Source organism: Streptomyces sp. JLBG701 (assembly GCF_058544905.1).
The window spans coordinates 8,659,871-8,685,450 of the sequence record NZ_CM178588.1; the positions used below are offsets into that span (position 1 = coordinate 8,659,871).

The 25,580-nt window shown below is 68.4% G+C and carries 20 protein-coding genes; 10 read left to right on the forward strand and 10 right to left on the reverse strand.

Annotated features, from left to right (window positions below; translation table 11 throughout):
• Window positions 1-3: 3 nt before the first annotated feature.
• From AC5DRG_RS39855 to AC5DRG_RS39870, 4 genes are read right to left on the reverse strand one after another with little or no spacing between them, the layout of a single operon-like run.
• Complete coding sequence (locus tag AC5DRG_RS39855; protein WP_491804718.1) at window positions 4-369, reverse strand: PIN domain-containing protein; 366 nt, start codon at window positions 367-369, stop codon at window positions 4-6.
• Between the two features lie 22 nt (window positions 370-391).
• Window positions 392-595: a hypothetical protein gene (locus AC5DRG_RS39860; protein ID WP_491804719.1), complete on the reverse strand. Its 204-nt coding sequence runs from the start codon at window positions 593-595 to the stop codon at window positions 392-394.
• Entirely contained in the window at window positions 543-2,066 is a 1,524-nt protein-coding gene (locus AC5DRG_RS39865; RefSeq protein ID WP_491804720.1) for an FG-GAP-like repeat-containing protein, read from the reverse strand. The genes AC5DRG_RS39860 and AC5DRG_RS39865 overlap by 53 nt, the downstream gene beginning before the upstream one ends.
• Window positions 2,067-2,086: 20 nt before the next feature.
• Window positions 2,087-3,175 carry an LCP family protein gene (locus AC5DRG_RS39870; protein ID WP_491804721.1) on the reverse strand — a complete coding sequence of 363 codons (1,089 nt, stop codon included), beginning with the start codon at window positions 3,173-3,175 and terminating at the stop codon, window positions 2,087-2,089.
• Window positions 3,176-3,782: 607 nt separating this feature from the next.
• On the opposite strand from AC5DRG_RS39870, the gene AC5DRG_RS39875 reads away from it, so the two are divergent.
• From AC5DRG_RS39875 to AC5DRG_RS39900, 6 genes are all read left to right on the forward strand, one after another.
• On the forward strand, window positions 3,783-4,865 hold the full coding sequence (locus tag AC5DRG_RS39875; RefSeq protein ID WP_491804722.1) for a glycosyltransferase family 2 protein: 1,083 nt from the start codon (window positions 3,783-3,785) through the stop codon (window positions 4,863-4,865).
• A complete protein-coding gene (locus AC5DRG_RS39880; RefSeq protein WP_491804723.1) occupies window positions 4,865-6,631 on the forward strand; it encodes a polysialyltransferase family glycosyltransferase in 1,767 nt (588 codons plus the stop codon). The genes AC5DRG_RS39875 and AC5DRG_RS39880 overlap by 1 nt, the downstream gene beginning before the upstream one ends.
• A gap of 159 nt (window positions 6,632-6,790) precedes the next feature.
• The gene (locus tag AC5DRG_RS39885; RefSeq protein ID WP_491804724.1) at window positions 6,791-8,074 is read left to right on the forward strand and encodes a DUF6716 putative glycosyltransferase; all 1,284 of its coding nucleotides are present in this window, start codon (window positions 6,791-6,793) and stop codon (window positions 8,072-8,074) included.
• A 78-nt stretch (window positions 8,075-8,152) separates the two neighbouring features.
• Window positions 8,153-9,355, forward strand: a complete 1,203-nt coding sequence (locus tag AC5DRG_RS39890) for a cytidylyltransferase domain-containing protein (protein ID WP_491804725.1) — start codon at window positions 8,153-8,155, stop codon at window positions 9,353-9,355.
• Window positions 9,356-9,359: 4 nt separating this feature from the next.
• The gene (locus AC5DRG_RS39895; RefSeq protein ID WP_491804726.1) at window positions 9,360-10,274 is read left to right on the forward strand and encodes an N-acetylneuraminate synthase family protein; all 915 of its coding nucleotides are present in this window, start codon (window positions 9,360-9,362) and stop codon (window positions 10,272-10,274) included.
• Window positions 10,271-11,296 (forward strand): hypothetical protein, encoded by a 1,026-nt coding sequence (locus AC5DRG_RS39900; protein WP_491804727.1) that lies wholly within the window; start codon window positions 10,271-10,273, stop codon window positions 11,294-11,296. Before AC5DRG_RS39895 ends, AC5DRG_RS39900 begins: the two co-directional genes overlap by 4 nt.
• 30 nt (window positions 11,297-11,326) lie before the next feature.
• Here the strand turns inward: AC5DRG_RS39900 and AC5DRG_RS39905 are convergent, their stop codons facing one another.
• The 5 genes from AC5DRG_RS39905 to AC5DRG_RS39925 all read right to left on the reverse strand — a co-directional run bounded on the left by AC5DRG_RS39905 (window position 11,327) and on the right by AC5DRG_RS39925 (window position 19,501).
• Complete coding sequence (locus AC5DRG_RS39905) at window positions 11,327-12,448, reverse strand: PLL family lectin (RefSeq protein ID WP_491804728.1); 1,122 nt, start codon at window positions 12,446-12,448, stop codon at window positions 11,327-11,329.
• A gap of 169 nt (window positions 12,449-12,617) precedes the next feature.
• Window positions 12,618-14,744: a 3-hydroxyacyl-CoA dehydrogenase NAD-binding domain-containing protein gene (locus tag AC5DRG_RS39910; RefSeq protein ID WP_491804729.1), complete on the reverse strand. Its 2,127-nt coding sequence runs from the start codon at window positions 14,742-14,744 to the stop codon at window positions 12,618-12,620.
• On the reverse strand, window positions 14,741-15,967 hold the full coding sequence (locus AC5DRG_RS39915; protein WP_491804730.1) for a thiolase family protein: 1,227 nt from the start codon (window positions 15,965-15,967) through the stop codon (window positions 14,741-14,743). Before AC5DRG_RS39915 ends, AC5DRG_RS39910 begins: the two co-directional genes overlap by 4 nt.
• Window positions 15,968-16,109: 142 nt before the next feature.
• Window positions 16,110-17,147, reverse strand: a complete 1,038-nt coding sequence (locus tag AC5DRG_RS39920) for a LacI family DNA-binding transcriptional regulator (protein WP_491804731.1) — start codon at window positions 17,145-17,147, stop codon at window positions 16,110-16,112.
• Window positions 17,144-19,501, reverse strand: a complete 2,358-nt coding sequence (locus AC5DRG_RS39925) for a glycoside hydrolase family 2 protein (protein ID WP_491804732.1) — start codon at window positions 19,499-19,501, stop codon at window positions 17,144-17,146. Before AC5DRG_RS39925 ends, AC5DRG_RS39920 begins: the two co-directional genes overlap by 4 nt.
• Before the next feature lie 152 nt (window positions 19,502-19,653).
• Here AC5DRG_RS39925 and AC5DRG_RS39930 point away from each other — a divergent pair, with 152 nt between their 5' ends.
• The 3 genes from AC5DRG_RS39930 to AC5DRG_RS39940 are packed head-to-tail and all read left to right on the forward strand — an operon-like array spanning window position 19,654 to window position 22,732.
• A complete protein-coding gene (locus tag AC5DRG_RS39930; RefSeq protein ID WP_491804733.1) occupies window positions 19,654-20,964 on the forward strand; it encodes an ABC transporter substrate-binding protein in 1,311 nt (436 codons plus the stop codon).
• A complete protein-coding gene (locus AC5DRG_RS39935; protein ID WP_491804734.1) occupies window positions 20,964-21,905 on the forward strand; it encodes a carbohydrate ABC transporter permease in 942 nt (313 codons plus the stop codon). Before AC5DRG_RS39930 ends, AC5DRG_RS39935 begins: the two co-directional genes overlap by 1 nt.
• Window positions 21,902-22,732 carry a carbohydrate ABC transporter permease gene (locus AC5DRG_RS39940; RefSeq protein ID WP_491804735.1) on the forward strand — a complete coding sequence of 277 codons (831 nt, stop codon included), beginning with the start codon at window positions 21,902-21,904 and terminating at the stop codon, window positions 22,730-22,732. Before AC5DRG_RS39935 ends, AC5DRG_RS39940 begins: the two co-directional genes overlap by 4 nt.
• A 69-nt stretch (window positions 22,733-22,801) precedes the next feature.
• Here the strand turns inward: AC5DRG_RS39940 and AC5DRG_RS39945 are convergent, their stop codons facing one another.
• On the reverse strand, window positions 22,802-24,091 hold the full coding sequence (locus tag AC5DRG_RS39945; RefSeq protein WP_491804736.1) for an HRDC domain-containing protein: 1,290 nt from the start codon (window positions 24,089-24,091) through the stop codon (window positions 22,802-22,804).
• Window positions 24,092-24,390: 299 nt separating this feature from the next.
• Between AC5DRG_RS39945 and AC5DRG_RS39950 the strand changes: the two genes are divergently transcribed.
• Window positions 24,391-25,560: a sialidase family protein gene (locus tag AC5DRG_RS39950; RefSeq protein WP_491813279.1), complete on the forward strand. Its 1,170-nt coding sequence runs from the start codon at window positions 24,391-24,393 to the stop codon at window positions 25,558-25,560.
• Window positions 25,561-25,580: the final 20 nt, after the last annotated feature.

Below are 25,580 nucleotides of genomic sequence, written 5' to 3' on the forward strand. Positions count from 1 at the left end.
GCCTCAGCCCTCCGCCCGCAGCGCACGCGGCCCGGTGACCTCGGCGCCCGACTCGGTCACCCTGCGCCGCAGTTCGCGGTCCGCGGTCACGACGAGACAGGGGCGGCCGTGGGCGGCGGCCGCCAGCTCCGCGATGCGGTCGTCGCCGCTGCCGGGTGCCGACTCGACCCGTAGACCGGGGACGGACTCCACACCACGGGCCGCGCCCTCCACCACGAGCACGAGCTCCACCGGCTCATCGTGACCCGGGATGCCGTCCCGGGCCAGCCGGTCCCGCAGCCGCTCGGCGGCGCCGCGACGATCGCGCCACCAGCCGTCGGGGACGGAGCCTACGACGTTGGCGGCGTCGATGATCACGAGAGTCGTCACGTGCTGCCTCCTCGGCTCCGCCTCAGGCCAGGCGCAGGATCCACTGCCAACCGCCGGTACCCACCGTGGTCGGTTCACCGAGACCAGTGTCCGTGCCGGGATGGAAGAGAAGCGAACTGGACGTGCCGGGGTTCGTGGTCGCCCACAGGCCGGGACGGCCGTCGGTGTTGACGTCACCCGCCGTCAGCAGGGGACGGTCGGCGGCGGTCCAGGTGCCGCCGGCCACCGTCTGACGCGTCCCGAGCGTTCCGTCGCCGTTGGTTCGGGTACAGCCACAGCGTGCCGGTGGTCCGGTCCCGCGCCCAGAGGTCCAGGGCGCCGTCCCCGTCGGCGTCGCCCGGCGCGAGCACGTCGAGCCCGCTCCAGTCCGTGTCGCTCAACCGCACGGGCGTACTGGTCGAAAGGGCGGGTGCGGTGGCGGCCATATCGCCCGGGTACAGCCACAGCCCCGAGCCGTCGCGCACCACGAGGTCGCCGGTGCCGTCCTCGTCCAGGTCGCCGGCGCTCACCACGGCGGTGGCGGAGGTCCAGCCGGTGGGCCGGCCGCCCATCGCGATACGCGTGCCGAGAGCGACGCTCCCGGTGTTGGGGTAGACCCACAGCCGGTCGCCGATGCGTACGACGAGATCCTCGCGCCCGTCACCGGTCCAGTCGCCGCGATGCGTGACCAGGGCGTTCGTCCAGCCGCCCGTGCCGATCTGCCGGTAGCCGTCGGCGAGCAGGCCGTCACCGAGCCCGGAGTACAGACGCAGGTTGCCCTCGTCCTGGACCGCGACGAGGTCGGGCCGGCCGTCGTTGGTGAGGTCACCCGGCACACCGGAGCCGGGCCGGGGCTCGGGATAGGCGGCGCCGCGCGGGAGTTGGTGGTCGGAGAGACCGCCGTCGACGACATCACCGCGTACGCCGTAGAAGTCGCCGGCGGTGACGAAGACGTGGTCGAACTTCTTCGGCGTGCCGTTGATGTCCACGGTCGGCTCTCCCGAGCGGCACTCCGGGGCGGAGGCGGTCAGGCAGGCGGCCGTGAAGTAGTCCTTGTCGTTCTCGTCGACCTCGGCGAAGCGCCCGGTGCCGGGAACCCCCGTACGGATGGGGTCCAGCGCGCTGTAGTCGGGCCCGGCGTTGAAGTTGCCGCCCAGGATTACCGGCAGGCCCAGGGCCCAGCCGTCGATGTGGGCGAGGGCCTCGGCGGAGCCGTTGTCCGGCCCGATGTACTGGGCGAGGTGCGTGGTGCACGCCACCGTCGTACGGCCGTCGGTCGGACCCTTCGCGCAGAGCACGGAGCGGGGTTCCTCGCCGCTCGGGACGGTCAGGCTCGCCGCGTACCGTTCCACGGAGTCGGCCTTCACCACCACTCCGAGGTCGAAGCGGCTGTCACCGTCGGCGTCCCACTTCGCGCAGCCCGACGCCGTCGTCGTGCCCGTCCACACCGCGCTGTAGCCGGGCAGCGCGTCCCGCAGACCGATCCACTGCCCGATGCACAACTCCTGGAGCATCACCGCGTCGGCGTCCCAGGCCTCGATCTGGCCGACCATCGCGTCCACCCAGACCGCGGTGGAGGAGTCGTCCTGGCACACGCTGTACGCGCCGCACACGTTGTAGGTGAGCGAGCGGACCGTGGGCGCCGTCGCCGGATCGACCTCGTCCGCTCGTGCGGTCCCCGGCAGCAACAGGGCCGCGCAGAGCGCGAGCCCTGCCACAAGCCAGGGGATGTGACGCGTCAGGAAGTCCCGCCCGTGGCCGGCGACTTCTTCGCCGACTCCGGGATCTCGGAGTCCGTGCGGATCGCCTTCCACAGGGTCTTCGCCTGCGGCTGGGCGGCCACGACCCGGTTCGGGTCGGTCTTGTCGTACTCCACCGGGAGCATGATCGTCTCCATGGTGGACGGGTCGATGCCGTTCAGGCTGCGGCCGAACTTGGCCAGTGCGGTGAGCGAGGCGAGGTCGGAGTCGGTGGTGAGCGCCTCGGTCAGCGAGTTTGCGATCTTGAAGGACTTGGTGGGGCTGCCCAGCAGGTCCTGCTTCTTGATCTCGCTGAGCAGGGCGAGCATGAACTGTTGCTGGAGGCCGATGCGCCCGAGGTCGCTGCCGTCGCCGACGCCGTACCGGGTCCGGACGAACGCGAGGGACTGGGTGCCGTCCAGCTTGTGCGTGCCGGCGCTCAGGTCGAGGCCGCTGGCCCCGTCCTCGATGGCCTCGTCGAGGGTGACCGTGACGCCGCCTATCGCGTCGACCAGCCCCTTGAAACCGGCGAAGTCGATCTCTACGAAGTGGTCCATGCGGACCCCGGACATCTGCTCGACGGTCTTCACCACACAGGCCGGACCAGCCAGCGAGTACACGGAGTTGAACATCACGCGCTTCGCGGAGGCGAGCGTGGAGCCGTCGGACTTGGTGCACTTCGGGCGGGTGACGAGCGTGTCGCGGGGGATGCTGATCGCGACGGCCTCCTTGCGGCCCTCGGGTATGTGCATCACCAGCGCGGTGTCGGAGCGGGCGCCGGAGACGTTGCCCGTGTCGAGCGAGGCGTTCCGTCCGGAGCGGGAGTCGGAGCCCAGGATCAGGATGTTCTGGCCCGATGTCGCCAGCTTCTCGGGACGGTCGTCGCCGAGCGCCTTGTCGATGTCGACGCCCTTGATGTTGCCGTCGATGCTGCTGTAGAGCCAGTAGCCGGTGCCGGCACCGGCGAGCACCAGGACGAGTAGCCCCCAGCCGATCACCCGACGCAGTCGGCGGGGCTTGCCGGTGCGGTTCTTGCGCACGCGGCGAACTCCGCGGTGCTTGGTGGCAGCGGCGGTGTCCAGGCTCATTTCGCTCGATTCCTTTGTGCCCGGCGATCATGCGCGACCGCACGGTGGTCGACAAGGGTTTGGTACCGCAAACGGTTTGGTACTGAGCCGCCGCGTGATGTGCCGCGGCATCGGCAGCCCCGAGCGGTTCGGCGCGCGAGTGCGCACCGTGTGGGGGGTCCGTGCGGGACGTCATCGCGAGGGGAGTGGCCAGAGCCCGCGATGATTCAGGCTGGTGCCGGAGAACTATAGACAGGGCTTCCGTGATTTCGGAACGCCGGTCTGACAGGTGGTGCCGAGGCCCCTGGGGGCGGGCCCAGGTGTGAATGACAGGTGGTTGATGGCTTGAGTGAGCACCTTCACATGGGTCAGCCCTAGTGAGAAAAGTGATCAAAAAGGGGCAGAAGTGCCCGGGTGATCAGATCTGTTCTAGACAGAAGCTTGAATCTGGTGTGAATATCTCGTGAGGCAGCTCGGTGTGCACGGTGATGCGCAAAGGGTGCTCAGGGGGGCAGGTGGAGTTCAGCAAGGACAGTGATGTCGCGTACGACCCCGCTGCTCGTGTTGTGAGTCCGCTGACCGGAGGCGTTCCGGCTGGCCAAGAGAATTGGGAGTCGAGGCGCAGCCCGTGAAGCTCTCCGTCATCGTGCCGATGTACAACGTGCGCAACTACGCCGTCACCACCTTGAAGTCGCTGGCGTTCAACGCTCGGCGCGACTTCGAGTTCATCGTCGTTGACGACTGTTCCACCGACGGCACCTTCGAGCTCCTCCAGCGAGAGATCCGCAAGGTCCCCGGTGGGGTGCTGTATCAAAATCCGCAGAACTCGGGTATTTCGGCCACCCGAAACACCGGGCTGAGGATGGCCAGGGGGCAGTACATCGCCTTCCTCGACGGCGACGACTGGTTCGCACCCGGCTATCTGAGCCAACTGGTCGACGCGATCGAGCACTTCGGCGCCGACTTCGTACGGACCGATCACATTCGAGTCGTCGGCAAGAAGCGGGAGATCGTCCGCTCGCCGCAGGCCGTGCGCAACACCCTGCTCCCGCCGATCAAGTCGATCATGCCGGTGGACGCGTCGACCATGGTCGACTATCCGCTGGTCTGGGCCGGCATTTTCAACCGGGAGGTGCTCGCGCGTCGCGGGCTGTTGTTCTTCGACCAGAAGCTGCGCACCGCCGAGGACCGAATGTGGACCTGGCGGCTGCACCTCTACACGCATAGCTATGTGGCGGTGGACCTCGCGGGCATCTTCTACCGGCGCGACGTCACCACGTCCCTGACTCGTATCCCCGACGAGCGTCAGCTCGACTTCATGCCGTGTTTCGACCAGGTCGTCCAGGAAGTGGCGGCGCACCCCTGGGGACGCAACATCATGCCCAAGGTGATCCGGACGTACTGCGCCATGATGGCCATCCACCTCGACCGGGCGGACACGTACGAGGACGACGTCAGGGCCAAGCTGAAGACGGGCGTGGCGCGGTCGCTCGACCGGCTGCCGCAGCAACTGCTCGACAAGACCCTGGACGAGATGGGTGAGAAGCGCGCCAACCTGATCAACTCCGCGCGCGAGAGCGCACCCGAACCGCGATCGGAGGATGCGGACGTCCGCATCCTGCCGAACAACGGGCGCCGCGCGGCATGGGGGGCTCGACCCGGCACCCCCAACCAGCGGCAGAACCCGCGCAGCATCGGGGTCACCGCCTGATGGCGACACAGATATTCGTCGCGTCCACGTTGTACGGGGCGCTGACTCTGTCGGCAGCTGTCGACTCGGGGCAGTTCGGTGCGGCCGAGGGCACCCGGCGCATCCTCGTGGTGTGCACGAACACGGAGATCCCGGAAGTCACCACGCCGCTCGACGCCATGGAGGGGTTCGAGACGCTGCGACCCCGCTTCGACGCGGTGATCTCCTGGAACTCGGTGATCTTTCCCTATCACCCGAGCTTGTGGGATCCGCGCACGGAGGACGTGCCCATGTGGCGGGAGCTGCTCGGGCTGCGCTGGAAGATTCCCCCCGGCCCGATGGAGCTCGTCGTCGAGTCGATTCAGGTGAAGCCGGCGCTGACGTTCTGCAAGATCTTCCGCGAGGCGAGGATCACGGTGTACGCCGATGGTCTGATGACCTACGGTCCCACGCGTAACGCGCTGGCCCGCGATGTCCACTCGCGCATTCGCCGCACCCTCTACCTGGATCTGATCCCGGGACTGCGGCCGCTGTTGCTGAGCGAGTACGGCGTTCCGGCCGAACCGGTCGAGTCGACCGCGGTGCAGAGAGTCTTCTCCGAGTTCGGGCAGTCGTGCGCACCGGCGCTGGCGCAGCTGGTCCCGTCGGACTTCCCCTCGGGCCGCTCCGGCGCGGCCATGCTGCTCGGGCAGTACCTGTCGAGCATCGGACTGCTCACCGAGGAGGAAGAGGAGGCACTGCACCTGCGGATGTTCGACGCGGCGGTGAACCTCGGCTTCACCTCGGTTCTCTTCAAACCACACCCGAGCGCCCCGCAGAGCTTCACCGACTCGCTGGCGCAGCGGGCCGAGGAGCTGAGCATCCAACTCCTGGTGCTGGAGACGCCGCTGCTCGCCGAGGCCGTGTACGGACAACTGCGGCCTGTCGTCGTGATCGGGTGTTTCTCGACTGCGCTCTTCACAGCTCGTGCGGTTTATGGGATCCCGGCGGCCGCGGTCGGTGCTCGTGAGGTCCTGCGGAAGATGCGGCCCTACCCGAACAGCAACCGCATCCCGGTGACCATCTGCGAGGTTGCTCTGCCGGACCTCGAAGGCAACGGTTTCAGCGCCCCTGACCTGTTGAACAACCCTGGCTGGGTTCGTCAGGAACTCGCCGAGTACGTGGCGACGGTCGGGTACTGCATGCAGCCGGACCGCAACCCGCATCTGAGGGAGCGCGCCGTCGCCTATGTGACGCGTGCCCTCCCCCAGATGGAGGTGAGACCCGCGCTGCAGATGCACTTCAAGCCCGATCTCCTCTACAAACTGTCCCTCCCGGGGGCGCCCTCGGAAGCCGAGATGCGGGCTATCGAGGAGGAGAACAGGGCGAAGAAGGGCGAGGTCGGGACGAGGACGAAGCCGACGGGCCAGGAGGAGTTGACGGTCGATTCCTTCAAGGAGCGTTTGGCGACGGGTGACTTCGACGTGGCCAGGCGTATCGGCGAGCAGATCCTCAAGGAGCGCAAGCCGATGGACGTACTCATCGGCATGGCGCAGATCTTCATCAGGGACGACGACCTGGAGCAGGCGAAGCGGATGCTCTCGCTCGCAGCGATGGCCGGGGACGATCGCGCGATGACGTGGATCAAGATCGCCGAGATGGCCGCCCTGATGGGCCGGGAAGGCAAGTCGCTGCGGATGTTCGCGGCGCAGGAGGCGCTGCGGATCAATCCCGAGTCCGGCGCGGCGGCCCGCCTGGTCAAGGCCAGGGGCGCGCGCAAGGTGGCCAAGGCAATGTCCAGGGAGTGACACCTGAGAGATCTGTCACGGGAGTGAAGAATAGGTGGACTTGCTCGGTCGATTGAGTGTTCAATAAGCGACAAATAAGTAAAGAAACGTTCAAGCTCGACTGGTCGGCCATTCGCTGACGAAACGTCACCGTCGAGGTGAGAAGAAACGACGAAGGCGATGCGCATCCACGTACTCGCCGACTCCGACACCCGATGGAAGTGGGGTGGCGAGTTGGCGCAGCGGCTCCACCCTCACCCCCATGTGCACGCTCACATGCTCAACGGCCGGGCCACACCCACCGAGCGCCAGATGGCGGAGGTGGGCATCGAGCCGGCCACCGTCACCCAGTCCTCGGTCGCGGAGTTCGTCACCAACCCCGAAGTCGTCGAGGCCGATGTGCTGATCGTCGGCTCCGTCGGTGGCACCACGCAGGCGGTCCTGCACGGCCTCACCCGCGCCTTCGAGGACGTCCCTCGCCGTCCGGTCGTGGTCACCGGCTATGTGGGCGTCGTCTACGAGAATCTGACGGACGGTCTGCTGCTGCGCGCCGGCTCGGATGTCGTGCTGGCCAACAGCCCTTTCGACGCGCGCCGGTTCCGCGAGATATACCGGGGACTCGGGATCGACGACCGCTGTGTCGTGCAGACCGCGCTGCCCTTCCTCGCCGACCAGCAGTACGACCCCCTGCGCACCGGCGCCACACACCCCTTCACGGTGACGTTCGCCGTCCAGCCCTCCGTGCCCGAGGACCGTGACGGACGTGTCTACATCCTGCGACGCGCCATCCAGCACGCCCGCCTGCGGGCCGGCCGCGATGTGCTCATCAAGCTCCGCTCCAAACCCGGCGAGCAGACCACGCACATCGAGCCGTACCACTACGAGACCCTCGCCGAGCAGTTGGGCGAACCGTTGCCGCCCAACCTCCAGTTCGTCTACGGCAACATGGCCGAGGTCCTGGACCGCACCGACCTCATGGTCACTGTCAGCTCCACCGCGGCCCTGGAGTCGATGCACCGCGGCATCCCCACGGTGATCCTCAGTGACCTTGGGGTCCGGGAACCGCACGGCAATCACTACTTCACCGGCTCCGGCTGCGTGGCCTCCTGGAACGAGATCGACGAGGGACTCCAGCCCTACGCCCACCCGGGCTGGCTGGAGGAGCAGGGCATCCTGGCCAGCGATCCCTACGCACAACTGCGCCAGCGTGTCACCGCGTTGGCACGTGCCGCCCTGCCGCCGATCCGGCCGTACTACACAATGCAGAACGCCGCGGGTTATCTGCCTCGGCTCCTGGCGCGCCGTGGCTTGGCACCGGACGGGACCCCGCTGCCCCACTCGGCGGGCCCCACTGCCAATCGGCCCGGTCTGATGGGCCGGGCCTCGCGGAAGGTGCTGCGTCGGGCCTACCGGTTCGGTGTCCAGACCGTGGCGCCGAAGATCCAGCGCTGGGGCGGTCTCTGAGAGCCCGGTCGCGACCCTCCTCATCTTCCCCCACTTACTGATCACGTTCCCACCCAGCCTGCCCTTCCGAGGTCTCACATGTCCCTTTCTGTTCCTTCTTCGGTCGTCGTCGCCGTTATCCCGGCACGCGGTGGCTCCAAGGGCATTCCCGGCAAGAACGTCGCCCAGGTGGCCGGGGTGTCACTGATCGGCCGGGCGGTGCACGCCTGCCGTGGGTCGGAGCGGGTCACCCGGGTCGTTGTGAGCACGGACGCGGAGAGCATCGCGGCCGAAGCGCGCCGCCATGGCGCGGAGGTGGTGCTGCGCCCGGCCGTGCTCGCCTCCGACACGGCAACCAGCGAATCCGCCCTGCTGCACGCCCTGGACACCGTCGAGGAACGGCACGGCGAATCGACCGATGTCCTGCTCTTCGTCCAGGCCACCAGCCCGTTCCTGACCGCCGACGACATCGACGGCGTAGTTTCGGCCGTGCTGGACGGGGGCGCCGACTCCGCGTTCACCGCCTCCCCCTTCCATGGGTTCGTGTGGCGTGGCGAGCGAGCGGCGGGTCGTACCGAGATCGCCGCCGCCGAGGGCGTCAACCACGACAGCGCCGAGCGGCTGCGCCGCCAGGACCGCCCCGAGGAGTTCCTGGAGACGGGAGCCGCCTACGCGATGCGCGCTCAGGGCTTCCGCGAGAAGAACCACCGCTTCTTCGGGAACGTGGCGGCCGTCCCCGTCGACCCGGCACGCACCCTGGAGATCGACGACCCGGCCGACCTGGAGCGGGCCCGCGCCCTCGCCGGACTGATCGACCCGCCCCGGTTCCCGACCCGTACCGAAGTCGATGCGGTGGTCCTCGACTTCGACGGCACCCAGACCGACGACCGCGTGTGGATCGACGCGGACGGGCACGAGACGGTCGTCGTACACCGGGGCGACGGGATGGGCGTCGCCCGCCTCAGGGCGGCCGGAATCCCCGTCCTTATCCTCTCCAGCGAGACCAACCCCGTGGTCTCGGCCAGGGCGCGCAAGCTCGAAGTCCCAGTGATCCAGGGGACGTTGAGCAAGGACGCCGAACTCCGCAAGTGGTACGAGGTCGAGGGCATCGCCCCCGAGCGGATCCTCTACGTGGGCAACGACGTCAACGACTTGCCCTGCTTCGAACTCGTCGGCTGGCCGGTGGCCGTGGCCGACGCCCACGACATCGTCCGTGAACGCGCCCGCGCCGTGACCACGTCACGCGGGGGCCACGGCGTTGTCCGCGAAATAGCAGCACACCTTCTTGGAAAGGCTCTCTGAACCCATGCACAACCCCCGTACCCGGCACATCGGTTCCCGTGTGGTCGGCCCCGGCGCGCCTGCGTATGTCATCGCCGAGATCGGTATCAACCACAACGGCGAGCTGGAGAACGCCCTCGCGCTGATCGACGCCGCCGTCGAGGCGGGCTGCGACGCGGTCAAGTTCCAGAAGCGGACGCCGGAGATCTGCACCCCGCGCGATCAGTGGGACATCGAGCGCGACACCCCCTGGGGCCGGATGACGTACATCGACTACCGCCACCGTGTGGAGTTCGGCGAGGACGAGTACAGAGCCATTGACGAGTACTGCAAGAAGAAGGGCATCGACTGGTTCGCGTCTCCGTGGGACACCGAGGCGGTCGACTTCCTGGAGAAGTTCGACGTACCCACTCACAAGGTCGCCTCCGCGTCCCTGACCGACGACGAACTGCTGAAGGCCCTGCGCGCCACCGGCAAGACGATCATCCTGTCCACCGGCATGTCGACCCCGGCCCAGATCCGCCACGCGGTCGAGGTGCTGGGCAGCGACAACATCGTGCTGCTGCACGCCACGTCGACGTACCCGGCGAAGGCGGAGGAGCTCAACCTGCGCGTCATCAACACCCTCCAGGCCGAGTTCCCGAACGTCCCGATCGGCTACTCCGGCCACGAGATCGGTCTGCAGACCACTGTCGCTGCGGTCGCCATCGGCGCCTGCGTGGTCGAGCGTCACATCACCCTCGACCGTGCCATGTGGGGTTCGGACCAGGCCGCGTCGGTCGAGCCGCAGGGCCTCGTCCGCCTCGTCCGCGACATCCGTACCATCGAGGCTTCCCTCGGTGACGGCGTGAAGAAGGTCTACGAGTCCGAGCTCGGCCCGATGAAGAAGCTGCGCCGCGTCACCGGCGTCGTCGCGGAATCCGCGGCCTCGGGCGAATGATGAGAACCCTCGCCCTGGTGGAGAGCCCCGCCCAGCTGCTGAACGTGGCGGAGTGGGCTCATACCGCCCTCCAGGGCGGGGGTTTCGCTCTCCAGGTGGCTGTGCTGCTCCCGTTGGACCCGTGGTCCCGGGTGCAGCTCGCCCGTGTGGCTGAGCTGGCGGCCGGCTCCGGACTGGATATTGCCCGCTTCGAGATCAGGTCCGGAACGGTCAGCCGGCTGCGGCAGTTCACCGCTGTACGCAAGCTGGTCGCGGAGGCCGACCGGCTGGTCGTTGGAGATCTCTTCTCCGGCATGGTGCAGACCCTGCTGCCCGCGGCGGGCGCCCGTGAGCTGGTCATCGTCGATGACGGGACGGCCACCACGGAGTTCGTCCGTATCCTCGCCGAGGGCGGGCGCCTGACCCGCTGGCACCAGCAGGCCAATGGCAGCCGGCGCGGCGACAAGGTGATGGAGTGGCTTTCCGACCCGTCGCTGGGCCGCTCCCTGTTCACGTGCATGGAGGTCACCCCGCCGCCCGGACTCCGGATCGTGTCCAACACGTATGCCTGGACGCGTTCGCTCTTCCCTCGACCAGGGGTCCGCGAGGGCGCTGACCTGTTGGGTACCTCTTTGGTTGAGACCGGCATTCTGGGCCAGGACCGGTATCTGGAAGCCGTACGGGCGATTGTGCGCGCGCGAGGAGTCGAGCGCTATCTGGCCCACCGCAGGGAGAGCCGGGACAAACTCCGGCGTGTTGCCGAGGCCACAGGAGTGAGCGTGCTCCGCCCCGACCGTCCGCTGGAACTCGTGGCGGCCCAGTGGCCCATGGGCCACAGCGTGATGACGTTCCCCTCCACCGTGGCGCACACTCTGCCGATCGTCTTGCGAGGACGAGGAGTCCGCGTCGAACTCTGCGAGATCGACGAGATGTGGTTCACGGAAGGGACGACCGCTCACGCGGCGCACTTCCTGCGGGACATGACGGAGTCCGCGAAGCAGCGGCACGGGCTGCCGAGCATACGTCCCGTACTGCGGGCCTGAAGCCGGGTTTCCGGATCCAGTGCGGGGCGCTCAGATCTGACGCCACTGCTCCATCGCGAGCCCTGATTCCGACGACTGACGGGTGAGGCGGGGAACACCGTCGGTGCCGAGCAGGGCGAGGACGATGCGGCCGCGGGCGTCCAACACGACGGTGGGATCGCCGAGGCAGGGCTGGCCGACCTCGGCCCACTGCACTCCCCACTCCTCGGCGTTGGTGACGAACGCCCCGAAGATGGGGGTGCCGCCGACCCCGCGGTGCACCAGCACCGTGCAGTCCTGGCCGTCGATCGGGGTACGCAAGGCGGAGGGTGTGCCCCCGCCGGGGGCACCGCCGATCGGGACCACCGAGCCGTTGGGCCTGATGGCCAGCAGACTCGGTGAGTACGCGTCACTCACGTAGAAGGTGAGCTGGTCCTCGGAGGTCTCCAGGGCCACTCCAGTGCCCGGGACCATCGTCACGTGGACATCTTCCAAGCGCTCGAACTGGCCGCCCTTGGCGGACTTCTGCCAGCTGTGGAGAGGCTTGTCCGACGGGGCGAGCACTCCGATCCGACCCTTGCCGGTCACGCCGACGACCACTCCCTCGTGCAGCGCGCTGCCGCGAAGGTCGGTCCAGGCGCCCCACTTCCCGTCCTTGTCCTCGTGGCGCAGATGCAGTCCGCGGCCCGCGTTGCGGGCGAAGATGTGGAGGCTTCCGACGCTGTCCACCGCCCCCGTGGGATATCCGAAGCGGGGGTGGCGGTCGTCCGTGTCCTTGTACGGGTTGGCTATCGCACGCCATTCGTTGAGCGGCCGGCCCGACTGGTACTGCATGGTGTACATCAGATCGACCAGGATGTGGCCGTCGGCGTGCTTCCGGGTGCGGCGGGCGAGGAAATGCAGATAGCCGTTGACGCCCTGGGCGATGGATATGTGGGTCAACCCCGCCGGTACGGGAAAGGGTTCGGGACCCTCCCACTCGGGACCGCCGGGCCGGGTCTCGGTCCAGCGCAGCAGGCCCTCGGTAGCGAGGGTGAACACGGTGAGACGGCCGTCCGTGCCACGGGTGAGCCACTTGCCGCCGACAGGATTCTCGGTTCTGTGCGCGGAGGGAGCCTGTTCACGGGCCTCGCTGTCGGAGGTGCGGCGTGGACTCCGCGCTCTTCCCCGCATGATGTGCCGTCCATCCTTCCGTCGGCCCTAGGAACGGCCTCCCCACACGGTGACCAAGATTGACACATTATAGGCCGAAGAATCGTTGGTACCTTCACCTTGTCGCCGTTTTGTGATCAATGCAAAAGGGGGCCTGCGCCTCCGCGCAGGCCCCCTTCGGAAATGACGACTACGCCGGAACCGAAGCCACCCCAAGCTCCAGGAACCGCTTCCCGTTCACCCGCTCGGAGACTCCCTCACGGTCCAGGTAAGGCGTGATCCCCCCCAGATGGAAGGGCCACCCCGCCCCCGTGATCAGGCACAGGTCGATGTCCTGGGCCTCCGCGACCACGCCCTCGTCGAGCATGAGCCCGATCTCCTGGGCCACGGCGTCCAGGACGCGCTCGCGGACCTGCTCCTCCGTCAGTACGACATCGCCCTGCTTCAACAGCGCGGCGACCTCCGGGTCCAGCTCCGGCTTCCCACTGTCGTAGACGTAGAAGCCGCGCTTGCCCGCCTTGACGACGGCCGCGAGGTTCGGGGAGACCGTGAAGCGGTCGGGGAAGGCCCGGTTGAGGGTCTCGGAGACGTGCAGGCCGATCGCCGGACCGACCAGCTCCAGGAGGACGAGAGGAGACATCGGCAGGCCCAGGGGCTCCACCGCCTTCTCGGCGACCTCGACCGACGTGCCCTCGTCGATGACGTTCTGGATCTCGCCCATGAAGCGGGTGAGGATGCGGTTGACGACGAACGCCGGGGCGTCCTTCACCAGAACGGCCGTCTTCTTCAGCTTCTTGGCGACGCCGAACGCCGTGGCCAGCGAGGCGTCGTCCGTCTGCTCGCCGCGCACGATCTCCAGGAGAGGGAGGATCGCGACCGGGTTGAAGAAGTGGAAGCCCACGACCCGCTCGGGGTTCTTGAGCTTCGACGCCATCTCCGTCACCGACAGGGAGGAGGTGTTGGTGGCGAGGATCGCGTGCGCCGGAGCGACCGCCTCGACCTCCGCGAACACCTGCTGCTTGACGCCGATCTCCTCGAAGACGGCCTCGATGATGAAGTCCGCGTCGGAGAAGCCCTCGGCCTTGTCCAGCACACCGGTGACCAGGGCCTTGAGACGGTTGGCCTTGTCCTGGTTGATCCGGGACTTCAGCAGCAGCTTGTCGATCTCGGCGTGGACGTAGCCCACACCCTTGTCGACGCGCTCCTGGTCGATGTCCGTGAGGACGACCGGGACCTCCAGGCGGCGCAGGAACAGCAGCGCGAGCTGCGAGGCCATGAGGCCCGCGCCCACGACGCCGACCTTGGTGACCGGGCGAGCCAGGTTCTTGTCCGGGGCGCCGGCCGGACGCTTGCCGCGCTTCTGCACCAGGTTGAACGCGTAGATGCCGGAGCGCAGTTCGCCACCCATGATCAGGTCGGCGAGGGCGACATCCTCGGCGTCGTAACCCTGCTGCAGATCACCGTTCTTGGCGGCGGCGATGATGTCGAGGGCGCGGTAGGCGGCCGGGGCCGCACCGTGCACCTTGGAGTCGGCGACGAACCGACCGCGCGCGACGGCCTGGTCCCAGGCCTCACCACGGTCGATCACCGGACGCTCGACCTCGACGTCGCCCTTCAGCACCTGGGCCGTCCAGATCAGCGACTGCTCCAGGAAGTCCGCGCCCTCGAAGAGAGCGTCGGCGATACCGAGGTCGAAGACCTGCTCGCCCTTGAGCTGCTTGTTCTGGTTGAGGCTGTTCTCGATGATCACCGAGACGGCCTTGTCGGCACCGATCAGGTTCGGCAGGATCGTGCAGCCGCCCCAGCCCGGGACCAGACCGAGGAACACCTCGGGCAGCGAGAAGGCCGCGATGGCCTTCGACACGGTCCGGTACTTGCAGTGCAGACCGACCTCGACGCCACCGCCCATGGCGGCACCGTTGTAGTAGGCGAAGGTCGGAACCCCGAGCCCGGACAGCCGCTTGAAGACCTCGTGGCCGCCCTTGCCGATGGCGAGCGCGTCGTCGTGGTTCTTCAGGAGCTCTACGCCCTTGAGGTCCGCGCCGACCGCGAAGATGAACGGCTTGCCGGTCACGCCGATACCGACGATCTCGCCGGCCGCGGCCTCCTTCTCGACCTGGTCGATGGCGGCGTTGACGTTCGCCAGCGACGCCGGGCCGAAGGTGGTCGGCTTGGTGTGGTCGAGGCCGTTGTCCAGCGTGATGAGCGCGAAGCGCCCGGCACCGAACGGCAGGTCGAGGTGGCGTACGTGCGCGGACGTCACGACCTCGTCGGGGAAGAGCTCGGCCGCGCCCTTCAGGAGTTCAGCGGTGCTCACTTGTCGCCTCCGGCGTCCTTGTGGTGCGGGTTCTCCCAGATCACCGTGGCGCCCATGCCGAAGCCGACGCACATGGTGGTGAGGCCGTAACGGACCTCCGGCTGCTCCTCGAACTGGCGGGCCAGCTGCGTCATCAGACGGACGCCGGAGGAGGCCAGCGGGTGGCCGTACGCGATGGCGCCGCCGTACTGGTTGACGCGCGCGTCGTCGTCCGCGATGCCGTAGTGGTCGAGGAACGCGAGGACCTGGATGGCGAAGGCCTCGTTGATCTCGAAGAGGTTGATGTCCTCGATCGACAGACCCGCCTTGGCAAGCGCCTTCTCGGTCGCCGGGATCGGGCCGTAGCCCATGACCTCCGGCTCGACGCCCGCGAAGGCGTACGAGACCAGGCGCATCTTGACCGGCAGGCCGCTCTCGCGGGCGAAGTCCTCGCTCGCGATGATCGACGCGGTGGCACCGTCGTTCAGACCGGCCGCGTTACCGGCGGTGACCCGGCCGTGCACACGGAACGGGGTCTTGAGACCGGAGAGGTTCTCCAGGGTGGTGCCCGGACGCATCGGCTCGTCGGCGGTGACCAGGCCCCAGCCCGTCTCACCGGCCTCCGGGTTGGTGCGGCGCACCGAGATCGGCACCAGGTCCTGCTGGATCTTGCCGTTGGCGTACGCCTTGGCGGCCTTCTCCTGCGAACGCACCGCGTACTCGTCGGCGCGCAGCTTGGTGATGTGCGGGTAGCGGTCGTGCAGGTTCTCGGCGGTCATGCCCATGAACAGGGCCGACTCGTCGACGAGCTTCTCACTCACGAACCGCGGGTTCGGGTCCACGCCCTCACCCATGGGGTGACGGCCCATGTGCTCCACGCCACCGGCGATGACGGCGTCGTAGGCACCGAAGGCGACGGAACCGGCCGCGGTCGTCACGGCGGTCAGCGCGCCCGCGCACATGCGGTCGATGGAGTATCCCGGGACCGACTGCGGCAGCCCGGCGAGAATGCCCGCTGTGCGGCCCAGCGTCAGACCCTGGTCGCCGATCTGCGTGGTCGCGGCGATGGCGACCTCGTCGATCTTCTTCGGGTCGAGACCGGGGTTACGGCGCAGCAGCTCCCGGATCGCCTTCACGACGAGGTCGTCGGCCCGGGTCTCGTGGTAGATGCCCTTCGGGCCCGCCTTGCCGAACGGGGTGCGGACGCCGTCGACGAAGACGACGTCCCTGACGGTACGAGGCACGATGGCTCTCCTCCAGGGTGCGGGATCTGCACTGCTGCGATGCGCTGAGCGCGCGCTCAGGACCCATGCTACTTGTGGGTAACGTAGCTGCACACCCCTGCACGGGGGAGCGGCGAACGTCACACCCCCGGACGGGTGAGGATCATGCCCTCGGAGGCGCCGTCGACCCCCGCGGCGTCAGCACCGGCGTGGGCACCGGATGCGAACCCGGCCCGTCCCCCGTGATCACGCCGAACAGCGTCCGGGCCGCGTCCGCCCCGAATCCGTGCACGTCATGGCTCATCGCGGAGAGCGTCGGATGGGTCAGCCGGCACAGCTGGGAATCGTCCCAGGCCAGCAGGGACACGTCACCCGGGACGCTCAGCCCCATCTCGGCCGCCACGGACAGCCCGGCCACCGCCATGATGTCGTTGTCGTACACGATCGCCGTCGGCCGATCAGCCGGCGCGGCCGCAAGCAGCGACCGCGTGGCCCGCGCCCCCGCCTCGCCCGAGTAGTCGGTGGTGACCTGCCAGGCCCCGGCCAGCTCCAACGCCCGCGCCGTCTCATCGAACGCGGCCGTACGCATCGCGGTGTGCCCGAGCGCCGCCGCCCCGCCCACCCGGGCGATCCGCCGGTGCCCGAGCGCGGCGAGATACCGCACGGCCTCCGTCACGGCGGTGGAGTCGTCGGTCCACACGGAGGTGAGCCCGCCGGTCAGCGAAGGGTGCCCGACGGCCACCACCGGCATCCCGAGCCGCTCGGCCGCCGCCACCCGGGGGTCGTCCGCCCGGAAGTCGACCAGGATCGACCCCCCGATCTGCCGCCCCCGCCACCACGACTCCTGGATCCCGACCTCCTCCTCCAGATTCCGTACGAGCCTGAGCAGCAGCGAACAGGAGTGCTCGGTCAGGACGCTCTCCACCCCCGAGACGAACTCCATGTAGAAGGGTTCGAGCCCGAGCAGCCGGGCGGGTCGGCAGATCGCGAGCCCCACCACGTCCACGCGCGACCCGGCCAGCGTCCGCGCCGTGAGGTTCGGCGCCCAGCCCAGCTCCCGGGCCGCCTCGAAGATCCGGTCCCGCGTCGCCTCGGACAGCCCCGGCTTGTGGTTGAAGGCGAGCGACACGGCGCCCTTGGACACACCGGCACGCGCGGCGACGTCCTTGATGGTGACGCGAGGACTCGGCAGTGCTGTCATCGAGCGGGCTCCACGCAGTACAGGGCGGCACGGGCAGCCTCCGCCGAGGGAGTCTCCCAGCCGCACACCCCGATGGTCACCCGCTCCCCGGGAAGCAGCGTGACGAGCCCCCGATCGGCCCGCGCCGCAGGGCCCAGCCGATCGGCCTGAAGCAGCAGATCCCGTACGAGGGTGTGGGCCGTCACGGTCACCGAGCCCGGCTCGACCGAGACGTCGAACTCGGGGCGGGGGTACGGGATTTCAAGGTCCGGCGCCGGAAAACGCAGGGCCCGCAGCCCGTCCGCGTCCGCGACGAGAAACTCCTTCACCCCGACAGGCTCCAGCTCCTTCGGTACGTCGACGAGCGCCACCGCCCGCGCCCCGGCGGCGAACTCCACACTCGTTTCGCCGATCATCGTCCCCTCGACGGACATCCGCCGCAAGCGCACCGCCCCTGCCCACTCACGAGCCGCCTGATTAACAGCTGCCAGTACCCGCCCCCGAAGCGTCAGCAGCCGGTCCGCATACAGCCGCCGCAACTCGTGATACAGCGGCTTCTCCCGCCCGTCCCCGTCCACCGCCGCCCAACTCGTCACCGGCCAGCAGTCATTGAGCTGCCATACGACCGTCCCCGCACACACCGGCCAGTGCGACCGCCAGTGTTCGACCCCGGCTGCCACCGCCCGCGCCTGGTTGACCTGCATGAGGTAGTGCCAGCGGTCGAAGTCCCCTTCAGGCACGGTGAAATGACGAGCGAGCCCCCGCTCCAACTTCCCGTTGCCGTCCTCGGCCTTCTGGTGATGCAGCATCCCGGGGGAGTCCACCGCGAGCTCCTCTCCAGGCAGCGCACGCGCCAACGTGGCGTGGGCGGGCGGTGCCTGCCAGCCGAACTCGGCCACGAAACGCGGCACGTTCGCGCGGTACTCCGCGTAGTCCTCCCGGTTCCACACCTCCCACGAGTGATGGGTGCCGTGCGCCGGGTCGTTCGGGTGCCGCTCCCAGGACCCGGACCAGGGACTGCCCGCCGTGTACGGCCGGTTCGGGTCCAACTCGGCCACCACACGCGGCAGTACGCCCAGGTAGTACCCCTCACCCCACGAGTCCCCGCCGAGCCGCTGCTCCCACCCCCAGTCCCGGAACCCCCACAGGTTCTCGTTGTTCCCGTTCCACAGCACCAAGGACGGATGCGGCATCAGCCGTACGACGTTCTCGCGGGCCTCCGCCTCCACCTCGCCGCGCAGCGGCTGCTCCTCGGGGTAGGCGGCGCAGGCGAAGGGGAAGTCCTGCCAGACCAGCAGCCCCAGTTCGTCGCAGGCGTCGTAGAAGTCCTCGCTCTCGTAGATCCCGCCGCCCCACACGCGGACCAGGTCCACGCCCGCGTCGGCGGCCTGCCGCAGCCGCTCCCGGTACCGCTCGCGGCTGATCCGGGACGGGAACACGTCGTCCGGGATCCAGTTCACGCCCCGCGCGAAGAGCCGCTCGCCGTTGACGACGAGGGTGAAGCCGGTGCCGTGCGCGTCGGGCCGGCGGTCCAGACCGACGGTCCGGAAGCCGATGCGGCGGCGCCACCCGTCCAGGGCGGCCTCGCCGTGCAGAAGCGTCAACTCGACGTCGTACAGCGGCTGTTCGCCGTACCCGCGCGGCCACCACAGCCCGGCGTCCGGCACCTCCAGCCGTACGACCCCCCGCGTCCCGTCGATCTCGGCGCGCGCCCGCACCCCGGCTACCGTGGCCTCGACGGTGAGCGGCGCCTCGACCCGGGTCCGCTCGATGTCGACGGCCAACTCGACGCGCCCCACGCTCCCTTCGACGGTCACGAGCGGGCGTACACGGGCGATCCGGGCCGTCGACCAGTGCTCCAGGCGGGCCGGACGCCAGATTCCGGCCGTCACCAGGGTCGGCCCCCAGTCCCAGCCGAAGGAGCAGGCCATCTTGCGGACGTACTGGTACGGCTCGGCGTAGGCGGCGGGCCGCTCGCCCAGCCGCCCGCGCACCGCCTCGGCCTCGGCGTAGGCGGAGGTGAACCGCACCGAGAGCCGCCCGCTCAGGCCGGTCACGTCGAAGCGGTGGGAGCGGTGCATGTTCCTTGTCCGGCCCAGGAGCCGGCCGTCCAGCAGGATCTCGGCGACCGTGTCGAGACCGTCGAAGACGAGGTCGGTCTGCTCATGCGCCGACGTGGCCGACAGCTCCGTCTCGTACGTCCAGTCGCGCCGCCCGACCCACGCCACCCCGGTCTCGTTCCGCCCGAGAAAGGGGTCCGGGATCACGCCCGCCGCCAGCAGGTCGGTGTGCACGCAGCCCGGCACCACGGCCGGCAGCGCGTCGCCCTCGTACCGCAGGACCCAGCCTTCGTCGAGCGGTGTGGCCTCCAGCATGCGCACTCCCTAAACCGGTCTATCCCAGGATGGGGCGATGTTCGGGCATCGTTGGCGGGATTGGGACTTTACCGGTTGAGGAAAGCGCTGTCAGAGTGCCGAATCAGCCAACCCGCACGTGCTCGTCCGTCCCTGGAACGGAGCTGATGCACATGAACCGCCGTACAGTCCTCGCCCTGACCGCCACAGCCCTGCTGCTCTCGGCCTGCACCGGCACCGGAGGCTCCACGGAAGGCGCCGACGCGAAGGCGCCTGACGACCCGTCAAAAGTCACCGGCACCATCAAGGTCCTCACCGTGCGGACGGACCTCGTGCAGGACGGCACGATGAAGAAGTACGCCGACGCGTTCAACAAGACCTATCCCAAGGTGAAGGTCGAGTTCGAGGCGCTCACCGACTACGAGGCCGAAGTCAAGATCCGTATGAACACGGAGAACTACGGCGACGTCCTGCTGATCCCCGCGGTCATCAAGAAGAGCGACTACCCCAAGTTCTTCGCCTCGTTGGGCACTCAGGAGGAGCGCGGCAAGAAGTACCGCTTCACCGACTTCACCACCGTCGACGGCAAGGTCTACGGCCAGAGCCCGGTCGGCGTGAGCCCGGGCTTCGTCTACAACAAGCGGGTCTGGAAGGAGGCCGGCGTCACCGAATGGCCCACCACCCCGGCCGAGTTCCTCACGGACCTCAAGGCCATCAAGGCCAAGACCGACGCCATCCCGTACTACACCAACTTCGCGGCCGGCTGGACGCTGACCTCGTGGACGTACGTCGACGGCTCGGTCAACTGCGACCCGCAGGCCACCGGCAAGCTGGCCGAGGGCGACCCGTGGGCGGAGGGCGCCGACCTGCGCGTAGGCGACACGCTGCTCTACGACACCGTCAGGTCGGGGCTGATCGAGAAGGACCCGACGACCAGCAACTGGGAGCAGTCCAAGCCCCGTACGGCCAAGGGCGAGATCGCCACCCAGTGGCTCGGCACCTGGGCGATCGTCCAGTTCCAGGACGCCGCGAAGAAGGCCGGGGTGAACCCCGACGACATCGGCTTCATGCCCTTCCCGGCCCAGGTGGACGGCAAGTTCTGCGCGGTCATCGGCCCCGACTACAACCAGGCCGTCAACGTCCACTCGAAGCACAAGGAGGCGGCCCGCGCCTGGATCGACTGGTTCACCGACAAGTCCGGCTACGACAAGGACAACCTGGCCATCTCCCCGCTCAAGGACGCGGCCCTGCCGGACGTACTGAAGCCGTACGAGGACGCGGGCGTGAAGTTCATCGAGCTGGACGACAGCAAGGGCGCCCAGGTCAAGAGCATCGACAATCAGTCGGAGACCGGCATCTACGCCCCCGAGTACCGCCAGAACCTCGTCGACCTGGCCCGCGGCGCACGCGACGGCAGCCTCGACGACTTCTTCGCCGACCTCAGCAAGCGCTGGACGGACGCCCAGAAGAACCTGGGGTCCTGATGACGGACACGACTCAGAAGGCGGCCGTGGAGGTGATCCCGGCCGCCCCCGTCCCGGCTCCTGCCTCGCGCAGGACTCGCATCTGGCGGGGCGTCACCCCCTGGCTGTTCCTCCTCGCCCCGCTCGCCCTGCTGATCGTCTTCACCTACGCGCCGATCGCCAACATGGTCGCGTACAGCTTCACCGACTGGGACGGCGTCAGCCCCGAACTGCACTACACGGGCGCCGAGAACTACACGGAGCTCTTCACCCGCCCGGAACTCTTCGAGGTCTTCTGGGTCAGCGGCTACTACCTCGCCGCCTCCGCGTTCCAGATCGTCGCCGCGCTCTACTTCGCGACGATCCTGAGCTTCAACGTCCGCTTCCGGAACTTCTTCAAGGGCGTGCTCTTCTTCCCGTACCTGATCAACGGAGTCGCGATCGGCTTCGTGTTCCTCTACTTCTTCCAGGACGGCGGCACGCTCGACTCGGTCCTGAGCCTGTTCGGCTACCACACGGACCACGCCTGGCTGGGCACTCCGACGTCCGCCAACACGTCACTCGCCGGCGTCTCGGTCTGGCGCTATCTGGGCCTGAACTTCGTCCTGTTCCTGGGTGCGATCCAGTCGATCCCGGGGGAGTTGTACGAGGCGGCCGAGCTGGACGGGGCGGGCCGCTGGCACCAGTTCCGCTACATCATCGCGCCGGGCATCAAACCGGTGCTGACTCTGACGGTGATCCTGTCCATCTCCGGCTCGCTGTCGGCCTTCGAGATCCCTTACATCATGACCGGCGGCGCGACCGGCACCGAGACCTTCGTGATCCAGACGGTGAACCTGGCCTTCCGCTTCAACAAGACGGGCCTGGCCTCGGCGGCCGCCATTGTCCTCCTCCTGATCATCCTGCTGGTGACCTGGGTGCAGCGGCGCCTGGTCCCCGACGACAAGGTGGACCTCGTATGACACGCCGCACGGTGGCCCGCACACTCGTGTACCTGTCGCTGATCGCCGCGACCGTGGTGGTCCTGCTCCCACTCGTCGTCGTCCTCCTGACCTCCCTCAAGTCGGAGAAGGAGATGGCGAACACGAGCGGCGCCCTCGAACTCCCCGGCGACCTGCTGAACTTCCACAACTACGTGTCGGCGTTCCAGGACGGCGAGATGCTCTCCGCGTTCACCAACACGGCGATCATCCTGCTGGTCTCGATCGCCGGCACGGTCCTCATCGGCTCGATGACGGCCTACGCCATCGACCGCTTCACCTTCCGCTTCAAGAAGCTGGTGGTCGCGCTCTTCCTGGTGGCGGCACTCGTCCCGGGCGTCACGACCCAGGTGGCGACCTTCCAGATAGTCAACAACTTCGGCATGTTCGACAGCCTGTGGGCACCGATCGCGCTCTACATGGGCACGGACATCGTCTCGATCTACATCTTCCTGCAGTTCGTACGATCCATCCCGATCTCCCTGGACGAATCCGCCCGCCTGGACGGCGCCAACGCCTTCACGATCTACCGAAAGATCATCTTCCCGCTCCTCAAACCGGCGATCGCGACGGTGGTGATAGTGAAGGGGATCACCGTCTACAACGACTTCTACATCCCGTTCCTCTACATGCCCTCGGAAGATCTTGGCGTGATCTCGACGTCGTTGTTCCGCTTCCGAGGCCTGTACGCGGCCCACTGGGAGGTGATCTCGGCGGGAGCGGTCCTGGTGATCCTGCCAACGCTGGTGGTCTTCCTGTCCCTACAGCGCTTCATCTACAACGGCTTCATGCGAGGCGCGACGAGATGACCCACCAAGGGGCGCGGGGAACTGCGCGACCAGCCACGAACGACCTGTAGCCGCCCTACAACAGAACTCCTATGGCGTCTGGGCGGACAAGGCCTCCACCAACACCGGCGTGACCTGCTCAACCTGCCAGGCCCGAGCCCCGTACCCGGCAAGCGCAGAAGCCACAGCCTCCGCATCCACAGGCTTGGGCGGCTCCCAACAAACCCGCCTCACCGTGTCCGGCGTAATCAAATTCTCCTGAGGCATGTTGAGCTGCTCGGCCAGCGCGGAAACCGCAGCGCGCGCCGCGGACAGCCGAGCCGCGGCAACGGGATCCTTGTCGGCCCAGGCACGCGGCGGCGGAGGCCCGGCAACAGGCTGCCCAGGCTGCGGCAGCGCGGCGTCGGGCAGGGCCTTGGCCCGATCGACGGCCGCCTGCCACTGCTCCAGCTGACGCCGCCCCATCCGATGCCCAAAACCGTTCAGCACCGTGAGGGCATGCACATTGGCCGGCAGGCCAAGCGCGGCCTCGACAATGGCCGTGTCGGACAGCACCTTGCCCGGCGAAACGTCCCGCCTCTGCGCGATCCGGTCCCGCGTCTCCCACAGCTCACGCACCACCGCGAGCTGCCGACGCCGCCGCACCTTGTGCATCCCGGACGTACGCCGCCAGGGATCCTTACGCGGCTCAGCGGGCGGCGCGGTCGCGATCGCCTCGAACTCCTGCCGGGCCCACTCCAGCTTGCCCTGCCGGTCCAGCTCCTTCTCCAGCGCGTCACGCAGGTCGACGAGGAGCTCGACGTCCAGGGCCGCGTACCGCAGCCACGGCTCGGGCAGCGGCCGCGTCGACCAGTCGACGGCGGAATGCCCCTTCTCCAGTACGTAGCCCAGGACGCCCTCGACCATCGCGCCGAGGCCGACCCGTGGGAACCCGGCGAGCCGTCCGGCGAGCTCGGTGTCGAACAGTCGCGTCGGCACCATGCCTATCTCGCGGAGACAGGGCAGATCCTGCGTGGCGGCGTGCAGCACCCACTCGGCGTCGGCGATCGCCGCACCGAGGCCGGAGAGATCGGGGCAGGCCACGGGGTCGATCAGCGCGGACCCCGCGCCCTCGCGCCGCAGCTGCACCAGGTAGGCGCGCTGCCCGTAGCGGTAGCCGGACGCGCGCTCGGCGTCGACGGCGACCGGGCCGGAGCCCGCGGCGAAGGCGTCGATCACCTCGGCGAGGGCTGCCTCGTCCGCGATCACGGGTGGAATCCCCTCGCGGGGTTCGAGCAATGGGATCGGCGCCCCGGAGTCAGAAGATCCGCCATCGTCCGGAGGGGCGCCTCCGGTGGTTCGCAGTGAGCTGTCTGCTGCGGTCTTTTGGGCGTCGGTCACATGTCAAGGGTATCCGTGTATGGACGCCGCCCGCCGACGGAACGTTCCGTCGGCGGGCGCCTGACCTGCGTTTTTCGGCCAAAACTCTGCTGACCTGCGGAAACCCTCGGAGGATCCCGCTTCCGCCGCGATTCTCGACGGCCGCCAGATCGCGCTTGGGGTCCCGACATTGCCGCGTCACAGCGATCCCTCTAGGTTCACGCGAGTCGCCTTCTGTCGATCTCTGACGATTTTCCGTCCCTGGGGGAGCATTGATCCGCGGGTTCCTTGGCCGCCGTGCGGCCGTTCTGGCTGCCGGCATAGTCTTCGTCGCCGCACTGGTGGTAGCCGCGCGGCCCTGGGCGGATGAGGGAAAATGCGTGTCGTCGGTGCCGTACACCTCGGGCGAGGGCGGCTACGCCAGCTACCGAATACCCGCCGTCGTCCAGACCCGCGCCGGGACCTTGCTGTCGTTCGCCGAAGGGCGGAGGGACGGCAAGGAGGACGCGGGCGACATCGACGTCGTGCTCAGGCGGTCGCGCGACGGTGGCTGCACGTGGGGCCCGATGCGGGTCGTCGCGGCGGGCCAGGGTGACACGCGGGGCAATCCGGCGCCGGTCGTGGATCCTCGTACGGGACACGTCGTGCTCGTCACCTCGTACAACAGCGGTGATGTCACCGAGGCGCAGATCCTCCGCGGCGAGGTCTCGGACGAGCAGGGCCGTCGGGTGTTCGTGCAGACGAGCGGCGACGACGGGCGGTCGTTCTCGTCGCCGCGGGAGATCACGTCGACGGTGAAGCAGCCTGGGTGGCGCTGGTACGGGACGGGGCCGGGACACGCGATCGCTCTGACGCGGGGTGAGCACGCGGGCCGGTTGGTCGTACCCGCCAACCACTCCGCCACGCCGCCTTCCGGGTCCGGGGACACGGGTCAGGAACCGAAGTATTTCGGGGCGCACGCGATCTACAGCGACGACGGGGGCCGGTCCTGGCAGTTGGGGTTCGTCGACGACGCCTACGAGGGCGTGCACAACGCGAACGAGTCGACCGCCGCGCAACTCCCGGACGGGCGGCTGTACTTCAGCGCTCGCAATCAGAAGGGGACGAGCGCGGGGAATCGACTGGACGCCTATTCCAGCGACGGTGCAAGCAGCTTGGACCGGGCTTATGCGGACCAGAGTTCACTGAACGACGTGCCCCTGGTGGAGAGCGCTGCGCTGCAACTGGCCGGGGATCGGGGGAAGTTGCTGCTCTCGGCACCCTCCGTCCCGACCGACCGCGCGGCGATGGCACTGTGGAGCAGCTCGGACGGAGGGCACTCCTTCGACAAGGCACTGACCTTGTCCTCGAAGAAGGCCGCCTACTCCGACTTGGTGCAGCCCGATGCCGACACGGTGGGCATCCTCTACGAGACAGGGACCAAGACCGCGTACGAAGCGATCGAATTCCGGCGCGTCCCGTTGAGGGCGCTGTCGGCGGGCGGCGAGTAGGGCCGGCACCTCGCGGAGCC